The following is a 13,248-nucleotide window of genomic DNA, read 5'->3' as shown; positions in this document are numbered from 1 at the left end:
GGACCTCCTGCTGCTATAATCGAAGATAGGCAAGAGGTTAATCTGCAATCTATACCAATACGTGCATTGCCGGCGTCATCGGGATGATATCACAAAGGCGGTGGGGAATATGATGGATCAGAGTAATGATGTTCATATGCGGGAATTGAGACCGGTCAAAGTGCTGGGCGCCATAGACCCTAGGGTGGCTTACAACGGGTTTGAACTTCCCGCCATAGGCTTCGGTACGGCAGGGTTAGTCGGAAATGCCGGTGTGGACGTCATCATGGGTGCGCTCGAGGTGGGGTACCGCCTGATCGATAGCGCCTTCATGTACGAGAACGAAGGTATCGTAGGCAAGGCGGTTCGTCAAAGTTCCGTACCGAGGCAGGAGATTATCGTGACCTCCAAGCTTCCTGGGCGTCACCATAGCTACGCCGAGGCTCGCGTGGCCATTGAGGAAAGCGTGGCGCGTACGGGTCTGGATTACATAGACCTGTACTTGATTCATTGGCCCAACCCTTCGCAGGGGAGTTTTGTTCAGGCTTGGCAGGCGCTTATCGATGCGCGTGAAGCCGGTCTCGTGCGGCACATCGGCGTAAGCAATTTCCTGCCCGGGCATATCGAACGTCTGTACCGGGCCACAGCGGTCATGCCCGAGGTCAATCAGATCGAAAGGCACCCGTATTTCCAACGACACGAGGAGATGGAGTACGACAACGACCATGGCATCATCACTCAAGCCTGGTGCCCGTTGGGCCGCGCCAACGAGATGCTCAAGGACCCGGATATCGTCGCGATCGCGCGCAAGTATGGTGTGAAGGTAGGGCAGGTGGTGCTGCGTTGGCATGAACAGACCGGTGACGTGGCCATCCCCAAGGCCTCGAGTGAGGACTACCAGCGCATGAACCTCAACGTGGACGGGTTCACGCTGGATGAGGGCGACATGGCCGCGCTTTCTTCGCTCGACAACCCGCAAGGCAGCTGCTGGGGCTTCGACTCACGTTTCCACGAGGAGTTCTGAGGGATTACTCGTAAAGGCTTACCCTGTGTGATCAACGTATTCTCTCGAAGTTTAGTTGGGTCCGCGTCAGTAAGTTTTCCGTCAAAGGACGTCTCCGGAAAGCAGGACACCTGGTCTGAGCATAGGCTAATTTAACTGAATTGAATTAATTCAACTTAATTCAACTTACCGCAACTCAACTCAGTACTGGCTGCTCCAAACCGCCGTTCGTCCTTGTTTGCTAGATGCCGATTCAGTTGAAATAAGTACGGCGAGTGCAGATAGAAAAGAAATCGTTCATGGGGTCCACGCATTGCGTGGATAGATGCACTTCTGGCTCCGTAGGAAAGCGTTCTATCCGGTCCAAGTGGCTTAAGGTGTTCTTTTGTGTCCGCCTGTTGATCTGGTATGGACTGGATTTGACAGGGCTGCGATAGGAGGCGCCAAAATCGCCGTGTCGGCGTTCGTTTCGGTGGGTGATGAAGTCTAGGATGCGTTGTTCATGATCGTTTACATGGCTGTGCTGTCTCCATTCATCTTCAAAGAGCGCTTGGAAGCGTGGTTTTTAGTCGTGTTTCTCCTCGGTTGGTCAGCCTCCCAAGGGAGAATGCACTTTTCCTCGTATGGGTGCATTGTTCGCTACTACAGGTTTTTGAGGATACCTACCAAACCATCGCGTCTTCGGAAAGTTACTTGGTCGAGGCCATGTACCATATGATTCTCGACATACTGATCGTGTCATGGTTGCTGCGCTTTCTGGTCTACTAGGTCACGGGCGAAGGACTGAGCGGCAGCGTCGGAGGGCGCGTGGATCTGGGCGCTGCCATGCTCGGTTCGAGGACTTCGTCTCGCGGCTTGCGCACTGCCTTATAGAGATAGGGTGTGATGTCCGGACTTGCGCTATACTTAAATGTTGTGTGTGCCAATGGCGCGCCTTATGTGACAGGTGTGTGCATTGGGATATCCTGGAATCCGTCGAGGTGGCTGTAGTAATACAGCCAATGAGGGTGAAGGGCCATCGGGCCGGTGGACTGGGCTGCTTTACCGATTCATCGGATGAAGTTGCATGGTCGCGGCTCCACAGAAGTAGGATTCAAAATCAACGAATCGGAGAATAAGTTGCCTACTATTGAACAACTTGTCCGCAAAGGACGCAAGACAAAGGCCAAGAAGTCGAAGACTCTGGCCATGAAGGGAAGCCCGCTGCGCCGCGGCGTGTGCACCCGTGTATACACCACTACGCCGAAGAAGCCGAACTCGGCTTTGCGTAAGGTGGCCCGTGTGCGCCTGAGCTCGGGCGTCGAAGTCACCGCCTACATCCCTGGTGAAGGCCACAACCTGCAGGAGCACTCCATCGTGCTCGTGCGTGGCGGCCGTGTCAAGGATTTGCCTGGTGTGCGTTACCACATCGTGCGCGGTGCGCTCGATACCCAGGGTGTTAAGGATCGCAAGCAGGGTCGTTCCCTGTACGGAGCAAAGAAGGCCAAGTAAGCATGTCACGTAAAGGACCATCCAAAAAGCGTCAGCTGCTCCCCGATCCGATTTACGGCTCGCTCGTGGTCACGCAGCTCATCAACAAGATACTGCTCGATGGCAAGAAGTCCATCGCCGAGGGCATCGTCTACTCCGCTCTTGACATTGTCAAGGAGAAGACCGATCAGGAACCGGTGAGCGTTCTGAAACGCGCTCTGGACAACATCCGCCCAAGCCTCGAGGTGCGTAGCCGTCGTGTCGGTGGCGCTACCTATCAGGTGCCTGTTGAGGTCAAGCCCAACCGTGCGAACGCCCTGAGCCTTCGCTGGCTCACCGATTTCTCCCGTAAGCGTCGCGAGAAGACCATGGCCGAACGTCTGGCCAATGAGATTCTCGACGCCTCCAACGGTCTGGGGGCTTCCGTAAAGCGCCGCGAGGATACCCACAAGATGGCCGAGGCCAACAAGGCTTTCGCGCACTATCGCTGGTAATCGCAATATACATCTAAAGAAGCGTAAGGAATATTATGGCACTTGACGTGCTCAACGACCTCAATGAGGTCCGTAACATCGGCATCATGGCTCACATCGATGCCGGCAAGACCACGGTGACGGAGCGAATCCTCTATTACACCGGCAAGAACTACAAGATCGGCGAGACCCACGACGGTGCCTCCACCATGGATTTCATGGCGCAGGAGCAGGAGCGAGGTATCACCATCCAGTCCGCCGCGACGACATGCTTCTGGAACCGCCAGACACATGACACCGGTAACAAGTATCAGATCAACATCATCGACACCCCGGGCCACGTGGACTTCACGGCCGAGGTGGAGCGCTCCCTGCGAGTGCTTGACGGTGCGGTGGCTGTCTTCGATGGCAAGGAGGGCGTGGAGCCCCAGTCCGAGACAGTGTGGCGACAGGCCGATAAGTATGGTGTGCCTCGTATCTGCTTCATCAACAAGATGGATAAGCTCGGCGCTGATTTCTACTATTCGGTGGATACCATCAAGAAGAAGCTCGGAGCCACACCGCTGGTCGTGCAGCTGCCGATCGGTGCGGAGAACGACTTCGTCGGTGTCGTAGACCTGATTCGTATGAAGGCGTATGTCTGGAATGACGTTTCGGGCGATCTCGGTGCGCACTATGACACCGTGGACATTCCGGCGGAGCTTCAGGAGCGTGCGGAGGAGTACCGTGCCACGCTCGTCGACCAGGCCGCCGAGGCGAATGACGAATTGACCGAGAAGTACCTCGACTCCGGTGAACTCACCGAAGAGGAGATTCGCCAGGGCATTCGTGAGCTGACCATCAGCCGTCGCGCCTATCCGGTGCTGTGCGGCTCGGCGTTCAAGGACAAGGGCATTCAGCCCATGCTCGATGCCGTGGTCGATTACCTGCCCAGTCCCGAGGATGTTCCGGCCATCGTTGGTTTCGATCCGGCGGATGAATCCAAGGAAATCGACCGCAAGCCGGTGATGAGTGATCCGTTCGCAGCCTTGGTGTTCAAGATTTCGACCCACCCCTTCTACGGCAAACTCGTATTCGTGCGAGTGTACTCCGGTTCGGTCAAGCCCGGTGACACGGTGCTTGATTCCACCAAGGGCAAGAAGGAACGCATCGGTAAGATCTTCCAGATGCACGCCGACAAGGAGAACCCCGTCGACGCAGCCGAGGCCGGCAACATCTACACGCTCGTCGGTTTGAAGAATGTTTCCACCGGCGACACCCTGTGCGATGACAAGGCCCCGATTTCGTTGGAATCCATGACCTTCCCGGAGCCCGTCATCGAGGTTGCTGTGGAGCCCAAGACCAAGGCCGATCAGGAGAAGATGAGCTTGGCTCTGGCCAAGCTTGCGGACGAGGATCCGACCTTCCAGGTCAAGACCGATCAGGAGAGCGGTCAGACCCTGATTTCCGGCATGGGCGAACTCCAGCTCGACATCATCGTTGACCGTATGCGTCGTGAGTTCAAGGTGGAGTGCAACGTGGGCAACCCGCAGGTCGCCTACCGTGAGACGATCCGTCAGGCCGTCATGAACCAGGAATACACCCATAAGAAGCAGACGGGCGGTTCCGGCCAGTTCGCGAAGGTCCTTATGAACTTCGAGCCTCTGGACACCGAGGCCGGGGAGAACTACGAGTTCGTCAACGAGGTCACCGGCGGCCACATCGGCAAGGAATTCATTCCTTCGATCGATGAGGGTGTCCAGGAGGCCATGGAGTCCGGCATCCTCGCCGGCTTCCCGGTGGTGGGCGTCAAGGCGACCGTCACCGATGGCCAGACTCACGACGTGGATTCCTCCGAGCTCGCTTTCAAGATCGCCGGTTCGATGTGCTTCAAGACGGCAGCTGTCAAGGCGAAGCCCGTCATTTTGGAGCCCATCATGGCGGTAGAGATCCACACGCCCGAGGACTATATGGGCGACGTCATGGGTGACATCAACTCAAGACGTGGCAACATCCAGGAGATGCGTGATTCCGCCGGCGTGAAGGTCATCGACGCCAAGGTGCCGCTGAGCGAGATGTTCGGCTACATCGGTGAGCTGCGAAGCAAGACCCAGGGTCGTGGATCCTTCTCCATGCAGATGGATTCGTACGCTGAAGTCCCCAAGAGCATCTCGGACGAGATCGTCAAGGCACAGCGCGGCGAGTGACCAACGTAGCCATGCGCGTGCCGTGTCCCCAGTCTACGCTAGACTTTTCTAGCGCTGACTGGGTTCGGGCACTAAGTGGCGAGTAACCCAGAAACCCAGTAAACTAGAGCCTGTTGAGCCAAAAAGCAAAGACCGGTTCAAAAACGTCCAGGAGGACAAACAAATGGCAAAGGAAAAGTACGAGCGGACTAAGCCGCACGTTAACATCGGTACCATCGGCCACGTCGATCACGGCAAGACAACCCTGACCGCGGCCATTTCGAAGGTGCTGCATGACGAGTATCCGGATGTCAACCCGGAATATGATTTCGATCAGATTGACGCCGCACCTGAAGAGAAGCAGCGCGGCATCACCATCAACATTGCCCACATCGAGTACCAGACGGCGAAGCGCCACTATGCTCACGTGGACTGCCCCGGCCACGCCGATTTCGTGAAGAACATGATCACCGGCGCCGCCCAGATGGATGGTGCGATCCTCGTGGTCGCGGCCACTGATGGCCCGATGGCCCAGACTCGCGAGCATGTGCTGCTTGCCCGTCAGGTGGGCGTGCCGAAGATTCTCGTTGCACTCAACAAGTGCGATATGGTCGATGATGACGAGCTCATCGAGCTCGTCGAGGAAGAGGTCCGCGACCTCCTTGAGGAGAACGGCTTCGACCGTGACTGCCCGGTCATCCGCACCTCCGCTTACGGTGCTCTGCATGATGACGCTCCGGATCACGACAAGTGGGTGCAGACTATCAAGGATCTCATGGATGCCGTGGATGAGTACATCCCGACCCCGGTCCATGATCTTGACAAGCCGTTCCTCATGCCTATCGAGGACGTCTTCACCATCTCCGGCCGTGGCACCGTGGTGACCGGCCGTGTGGAGCGTGGTAAGCTTCCGGTCAACAGCACTGTCGAGATCGTCGGCATCCGCGATACCCAGACCACGACCGTCACCTCCATCGAGACCTTCCACAAGCAGATGGATGAGGCCGAAGCAGGCGACAACACTGGTCTGCTTCTTCGCGGCATCAACCGCGACGATGTGGAGCGTGGTCAGGTTCTGGCTCAGCCGGGTTCCGTGACCCCTCACACCAAGTTCGAGGGCGAGGTCTACGTCCTCACCAGCGATGAGGGCGGCCGTCACTCGCCGTTCTTCTCGAACTACCGTCCGCAGTTCTACTTCCGTACCACCGATGTCACCGGCGTCATCACGCTGCCGGAAGGCGTCGAGATGGTTCAGCCTGGAGACCATGCCACCTTCACCGTTGAGCTGATTCAGCCCATCGCCATGGAGCAGGGTCTTACCTTCGCTGTTCGTGAAGGCGGCCACACGGTCGGTTCAGGCCGTGTCACCAAGATCATCGAGTAGTTCATTTCTCGATGAACGTCGGATAAGTGTCCGACGTGGTGATGCCGCTTTGCGGTACGTCGTATGATGGGCCGGTCCTCATTTGGGGGCCGGCCCATCGTTTGAAGGTGATGAGATTGCCGTGCCCAGATATTTTCATTCATGACGGTCGTGTTCGAGTCAGCATGGTTTATGAGGTCGTGAACATGGTTCACGGATCCCGCTGCACGAAGCTTTATTCAGATCGCGCCCTATGGATATGCGCACGCGGTGTCATGACGGATGGAGTCCCGCAACATTCGGCATTATCTGAGGTCGCCGGTCGTTGGTGTACGCGGTCTTTCAACGCCGCGGCCTTGGTCGCTCGCAACGGGCACCTGGGTCGGTTCTCTATGCGTGATGGCATAATGGACGAGGCTTTTATCAGGTATAGCTGCAGACTGCAGTAATCTCGAAGACATATAAGGTGAGTAAACGTGGCACAGACTACCAATGACATCAAGAACGGTTCCGTATTGAACCTGGACGGCCAGCTTTGGACCGTCACCAAATTCCAGCACGTCAAGCCGGGCAAAGGTCCCGCTTTCGTGCGTACAACCATCAAGAACGTGCTTACAGGCAAGATCGTCGACAAGACCTTCAACGCGGGCATGAAGATGGATTTCGAGACCGTCGATAACCGTAATCTCCAATATTCGTATGAGGACGGCGAAAGCTATGTCTTCATGGATATGACTACTTATGATCAAGTCAACATCCCCAGAGATCTTGTCGGGGACCAGTCGAAATACCTGCTTGAAGGCACGGATTGCATTGTCAGCTTCCACGACGGCACGCCCCTGAGCGTCGAGCTTCCAGCATCGGTAATCCTTACCGTGACTTCGACGGAGCCTGGGGTACAGGGTAACCGTGCCAACGCCGGCACCAAGCCGGCGACCGTGGAGACAGGTGCCGAGATTCAGGTGCCCCTCTTCGTCGGTGAAGGTGAGAAGGTCAAGGTCGACACTCGCGATGGTTCCTACCTCGGACGTGAAAACAACTAGCCCAAGCCGGTAGGCCGATAGAGGTGCGTCGGATAAAACGGATGGACGTTTGTCCTTATGGAACAGAGGCTCTCGGAAGACCGGGGGCCTTTGGCTTTCAGGACGTCTCGCGGGTTGACACTCAGGGTAGGGGACAATGAAATACCGCTGGCGCTACCAGCTGGATTATTAGGTTTGAGAGGATTGGCATGGCACGCTCCACCGCTCGTAAGCGAGCATTGAACACACTGTATGAAGCCGATGAAAAAGGGCAGGACATCGATTCCCTTCTTGACGAGAGAATCGCTGAGCCAGGTGCACAGACGCCTTTGCCGGAGTACGCGGTCGTCCTCGTCCGAGGGGTGGCTGAGCACCAGGCGGACATCGATGCCGTATTGGGCAAGTATTCGACCAAGTGGACGTTGCGTCGCATGGCCGTCGTCGACCGTAACATTCTACGCATTGCGGCTTGGGAGATTCTGTTCACCGATGAGGTGCCCGACAAGGTGGCCATAGATGAGGCCCTGGGGCTTGCCAAGATGCTCAGCGATGATGATTCGCCGGCGTTTATTCATGGCTTGCTCAGCGCTATCTGTGCCAACAAGGATGCGGCTTTGGAGCAGATCAGGCAGGCCGAGGCGGCGCGTGTGCAACAGGCTCGTCAGGACGCCGCACTCCATGCTCCGACCGCACCTGGTTTTCTTACTTCAGGCGGCGTGAGTGGTCATGGCGATGGCAAGCCGATGCAGTGGGATGGTCCCGAGCAGACCGTGCAGGCAGAACCAGCCGTTGCCCCGCAAATCATCCCCGCGCCGGAGTCGCCGGACACGCCGGCTGAACGCGAACTATAGGCGGAATGCAGCTGAGGGCGCGTGTGCCTTGTGGCATTCGACCGCAGTATGTCGGCGACACGCCGAAATGAAAGGGTATCGTCTGAGATTTCCGTCTCAGGCACCGTTTCTTCGCGGTGGCGTACATCCATACATGCCGGTATACTTTCGTAGAATGTCCACTGCAAAAAGGGGTACAGGTGAATCTTTATGACACCAAGGCCAATGCAGTCGGTTGTCATTCTCTAAGCAGTTCTCCCGCCATTCTTGTTCTTGAGGACGGGGAAGTGTACAAGGGTGACTCATACGGCGCGTTGGGTCAAGTAACCGGAGAAATCGTTTTCACCACGGGTATGACGGGGTATCAGGAGACATTGACGGATCCCAGTTATGACCGGCAGATTGTGGTGCAGACCTTCCCGCATATAGGCGATACCGGGGTCAATGATGAAGATGGTGAATCCGCCAGAATATGGGTGGCAGGCTATGTGGTTCGTGAGCCTAGCCCCTGTGTGAGCTCATGGCGGGCCAAACGTTCGCTGGACAGTGATCTGCGCGATCAAGGAATCGTCGGGATTTCGGGGATTGATACACGCCGTCTCGTGCGGCATCTGCGTCAGGCGGGTGCCATGCGGGCCGGCGTTTTTTCTGGTCCGGCCCTGCTTCGTAAGGATGCACAGACGGATGAACCGGAGCTGAGGGATGTTCGTGACTTGCTTGAAATCGTGCGCGACTCGCCCGCGATGAGTGGTTCCCATTTGACCGGAGAGGTGAGCACGGATGAAGCCTATACGGTGGAACCCTGCGGGGATTGGGAAGGCAAAGCACCTAGGTGCACGGTCGCGGCGCTGGATCTCGGCGTCAAATCGATGACGCCGCACAGGCTTGCGGAGCGTGGTTGCCGCGTGCACGTCCTTCCTTTGGATACGGCCTTGGATCGGATTCGCGATCTTCAACCCGATGGCGTGTTCTTTTCGAACGGTCCAGGAGACCCGTCCACGGCCGACGGCGAAGTGTCTCTGCTTCGCCAGGTGCTTGACGCGGGCTACCCGTTCTTCGGGATATGCCTTGGCAATCAGTTGCTCGGCAGAGCGTTGGGATTCGATACGTATAAGTTGAAATTCGGCCACCGTGGCGTCAACCAGCCGGTCATGGATCTGACGAGCGGCAAAGTGGAAGTCACCGCTCACAACCATGGCTTCGCCGTCGACGTGCCGCAGGACGGGCGTGCTGGGGCACCAGTCAAGGCCCCATATGGCAACGGACGCTACGGCCGTGTCAGGGTCTCGCATGTTGACCTGAACGACGACGTGGTCGAGGGACTCGAGTGCCTGGATATCCCGGCCTTTTCGGTGCAGTATCATCCTGAGGCGGCTGCGGGTCCGCATGACGCCTCGTATCTGTTCGACAGGTTCATCGAACTTATGGAGCGCAATGTGAAGGGTGAACAGACAGACGAAAACGACAGGGGAGAACGCTGATGCCGAAACGCAACGACATTCATTCGGTCATGGTCATCGGGTCGGGTCCCATCGTCATCGGGCAGGCCGCCGAGTTCGACTATTCAGGAACCCAGGCTTGCCGGGTGCTCCGTGAGGAGGGCATCAGGGTGATTCTGGTGAACTCCAACCCAGCCACCATCATGACCGACCCGGAAATGGCGGACGCCACATATATCGAACCGATCGACACGGACATCCTCGAGCGCATCATCGCCAAGGAGCGTCCCGACGCGCTGTTGCCGACTCTTGGCGGGCAGACGGCTCTCAACGCCGCGGAGGCCCTCGGTGCGGCGGGAGTGTTGGATAAGTATCATGTGGAACTTATCGGAGCGTCGCTTGAAGCCATCGACCGCGGTGAGGACCGCGAGCAGTTCAAGAAAGTCGTCGAAGCGGCGGGAGCGCAATCCGCTCGTTCCGATGTGGCCCATACGCTTGATGAGGTCGATGCCATAGTCGCGAAGCTGGGATATCCGGTGGTGGTGCGTCCGAGTTTCACCATGGGTGGTCTGGGTTCGGGCATCGCCCACGATGAGGAGGAGCTGCACCGCATCGCCGGGGCCGGTATCCATTACTCTCCTACTAATGAAGTCCTGATAGAGGAGGGCATCGAAGGCTGGAAGGAGTATGAGCTCGAACTCATGAGGGACCGCAAGGACAACGTCGTAGTGGTCTGCCCCATAGAGAATGTCGATCCCGTGGGAGTGCACACCGGTGATTCAATCACCGTGGCGCCCGCGTTCACCTTGACCGACCGTGAATACCAGCACATGCGCGACATAGCCATCGCCATCATCCGTGGTGTCGGTGTGGATACCGGCGGCTGCAACATCCAGTTCGCCGTCAACCCGGACACAGGTCGCATCATCGTCATCGAGATGAACCCACGCGTGTCACGCTCCTCCGCGCTGGCCTCCAAGGCCACCGGTTTCCCGATCGCCAAGATCGCCACGAAACTGGCCTTGGGCTATACGCTTGACGAGATACGCAACGACATCACGCAGTCCACGCCGGCGAGCTTCGAACCTACGATCGATTACGTGGTTGCGAAGGTCCCTCGGTTCACTTTCGAAAAGTTCCCCGAAGCCGACCCGACGCTCACCACATCCATGAAGTCGGTCGGCGAGGCCATGGCCTTGGGTGGCAACTTCCAAGAAGCGCTAGGCAAGGCCATGCGCTCCATCGACAAACGGCACATGGGCTTCAGCTGGGATGGCATCAAGCCGGATGAAGTCGAGGTTCGGCGCCTGCTCGAAGCAATGCGCGTCCCCACGGAGAATCGCTATCTGGAAATACAACGCGCCATCTGGGGTGGCGCCACCGTGGAACAGCTTTTTGACGCCACGAAAATCGACCCCTGGTTCCTTACGCAGTTCACGCTCATCAACCGCACGGCGATGCAGGTGCGCTATACCGAGACCTTGTCGCCGGCCTTGCTACTCAGGGCCAAACGCGCCGGACTCTCCGATCTGCAGATAGCCCATCTGCGATATTTGGGAGACGACGGCGAAGAGACCATACGCCGGTTGCGTCAGAGCTACGGTCTGCGACCGGTCTATAAGACCGTGGATACCTGCGCGGCGGAGTTCGACGCCGTGACGCCGTACTATTATTCCTGCTATGCAGATGAAAGCGAGTTGAAGCCTCGCGAACGTGAGGCGGTCATCATACTCGGCTCCGGTCCCAACCGCATTGGTCAGGGCATCGAGTTCGACTATACCTGCGTGCACGCGGTGCAGGAGCTTGGCAGGGATTACGACACCATCATGGTCAACTGCAATCCCGAAACGGTCTCCACGGACTACGACATGTCCGACAGGCTCTATTTCGAGCCGCTCACGTTCGAGGACGTGATGGAGATATACGAGGCCGAGACGCGGCTTGGTCCGGTCAAGGGCGTCATCGTCCAGCTCGGCGGTCAGACTCCGCTGTCGCTCGCCGCGCGGTTGAAGGCTGCTGGCGTGCCGATTCTGGGCACCAGCCCTGAGTCCATCGATCTGGCCGAAAACCGTGAATTGTTTGGTGAGGTGCTCAGCCGTGAGCATCTTAACGCCCCACGTTACGGCACCGCGCTCAGCTACAAGGAGGCGCAGATTGCCGCGCACGAGATCGGCTACCCGGTTCTGGTGCGTCCCAGCTATGTGCTTGGTGGACGTGGCATGGAAATCGTCTATGATGACGCACAGCTGAAGAAGTACGTGGACCGCGCGCTTGCGGCGGCACGGTCGGACACCGTCGTGTCGGGCCGTCTGCCTTCTCCGCTGCTCATTGACAAGTTCCTTCAGGACGCCATCGAGATCGACGTGGACGCATTGTATGACGGCGAGGAACTGTATGTGGGAGGCATCATGGAGCATGTGGAGGAGGCCGGCGTGCACTCCGGCGACGCCGCCTGCACGTTGCCGCCGAGCACGCTTTCCGATGGGCAGATCGAGCGTTTGCGCAAGGCCACCTTGGCCATCGCGCAAGGCTGCGGTGTGCGCGGCGTGCTCAACGTGCAGTTCGCCTATATGGCCGATACTCTGTACGTCATCGAGGCCAATCCGCGCGCCTCCCGCACGATTCCCTTCGCCTCCAAGGCCACCGGGGTGGCGCTTGCAAAGGCCGCCGCGAGAATCATGGTCGGGGAGAGCGTCGCCGATCAGCGCAGGCGCGGTCTGCTGCTTCCTGTTGGGGACGGCGGCACCATGCATTCCGGTCAGCAGGTGGCGGTCAAGCAATCGGTTCTTCCGTTCAAGCGTTTCCGTACGGAAGCCGGGCGGTCTGTGGACACCCTGTTGGGTCCGGAGATGCACTCCACCGGTGAGGTTATGGGCTTCGACCGCGACTTCCCGCATGCCTTCGCAAAGAGCCAGCTTGCTGCCTATGCCGGAGGATTGCCAGTGAAAGGCAATGTGTTTCTCTCGGTGGCGGATGCCGACAAACGTCAGCTTCCGCTGCTTGCGGTGCGTCTGCAGGAGCTGGGCTTTACGCTGTGCTGTACGGAAGGCACTGCATCGGTGCTGCGCAGGTACGGCATCGAATCTCGCGTGGTGAGCAAGATTTCGAGCACGCAGGCCGATGACCAGGCCTTACGTGACCGTTTCGGCGACGACGCTTTGGGTAAAAACCCGGTGGAGATGATCGAGGCGGGGCAGGTCGACATGGTCCTCAACACACCAAGCAACCGCGATTCGCGTTCGGATGGCTATGCGATACGTTCGGCAGCCGTGGCCGCCGACGTTCCGCAGTTCACCACCGTCACCGAATTCTCGGCTGTGCTGCTTGCTGTTGAAGCGGTCAAGGCCGGCGATTATCAGGTGATGAGCATACAGGAGCACGCCCGCCAGTTGTTCGCGTCGGGAGGCGTGAAGGACTAGTCGTATCAGGTGTCACTCAGATTCGGTACCGTTGCTTTGCAAGACTCAAAGATGCCGTAAGGCAATGGTACCGTCGTTTTCAGGG

General features: G+C 57.9%; 9 protein-coding genes. All 9 read left to right on the top strand.

Annotated elements, in window-relative coordinates:
- The first annotated feature begins 136 nt into the window (after nt 1-136).
- The 9 genes from BBOMB_RS03475 to carB all read left to right on the top strand — a co-directional run bounded on the left by BBOMB_RS03475 (nt 137) and on the right by carB (nt 13,163).
- The gene (locus BBOMB_RS03475) at nt 137-1,003 is read left to right on the top strand and encodes an aldo/keto reductase (protein ID WP_044087349.1); all 867 of its coding nucleotides are present in this window, start codon (nt 137-139) and stop codon (nt 1,001-1,003) included.
- A 1,098-nt stretch (nt 1,004-2,101) separates the two neighbouring features.
- Nucleotides 2,102-2,473, top strand: a complete 372-nt coding sequence (gene rpsL, locus BBOMB_RS03470) for a 30S ribosomal protein S12 (protein ID WP_044087351.1) — start codon at nt 2,102-2,104, stop codon at nt 2,471-2,473.
- Nucleotides 2,474-2,475: 2 nt separating this feature from the next.
- The gene (gene rpsG / locus BBOMB_RS03465; protein WP_044087154.1) at nt 2,476-2,946 is read left to right on the top strand and encodes a 30S ribosomal protein S7; all 471 of its coding nucleotides are present in this window, start codon (nt 2,476-2,478) and stop codon (nt 2,944-2,946) included.
- 35 nt (nt 2,947-2,981) lie between these two features.
- The gene (gene fusA / locus BBOMB_RS03460; RefSeq protein WP_044087155.1) at nt 2,982-5,111 is read left to right on the top strand and encodes an elongation factor G; all 2,130 of its coding nucleotides are present in this window, start codon (nt 2,982-2,984) and stop codon (nt 5,109-5,111) included.
- Nucleotides 5,112-5,274: 163 nt separating this feature from the next.
- Complete coding sequence (tuf, locus tag BBOMB_RS03455; protein WP_044087157.1) at nt 5,275-6,474, top strand: elongation factor Tu; 1,200 nt, start codon at nt 5,275-5,277, stop codon at nt 6,472-6,474.
- A 455-nt stretch (nt 6,475-6,929) separates the two neighbouring features.
- Nucleotides 6,930-7,496 carry an elongation factor P gene (gene efp / locus BBOMB_RS03445; protein WP_044087159.1) on the top strand — a complete coding sequence of 189 codons (567 nt, stop codon included), beginning with the start codon at nt 6,930-6,932 and terminating at the stop codon, nt 7,494-7,496.
- A 188-nt stretch (nt 7,497-7,684) separates the two neighbouring features.
- Complete coding sequence (gene nusB / locus BBOMB_RS08440) at nt 7,685-8,326, top strand: transcription antitermination factor NusB (protein WP_081867267.1); 642 nt, start codon at nt 7,685-7,687, stop codon at nt 8,324-8,326.
- Nucleotides 8,327-8,505: 179 nt separating this feature from the next.
- The gene (gene carA / locus BBOMB_RS03435; protein WP_044087160.1) at nt 8,506-9,786 is read left to right on the top strand and encodes a glutamine-hydrolyzing carbamoyl-phosphate synthase small subunit; all 1,281 of its coding nucleotides are present in this window, start codon (nt 8,506-8,508) and stop codon (nt 9,784-9,786) included.
- Nucleotides 9,786-13,163, top strand: a complete 3,378-nt coding sequence (carB, locus tag BBOMB_RS03430) for a carbamoyl-phosphate synthase large subunit (protein WP_044087161.1) — start codon at nt 9,786-9,788, stop codon at nt 13,161-13,163. The genes carA and carB overlap by 1 nt, the downstream gene beginning before the upstream one ends.
- Nucleotides 13,164-13,248: the final 85 nt, after the last annotated feature.

This window comes from Bifidobacterium bombi DSM 19703, assembly GCF_000737845.1.
GTDB classification, from domain to species: Bacteria; Actinomycetota; Actinomycetes; order Actinomycetales; family Bifidobacteriaceae; genus Bifidobacterium; species Bifidobacterium bombi.
The sequence above is the reverse complement of the archived record's forward strand: the minus strand, read 5'-3'. Positions and strand labels throughout refer to the sequence as shown.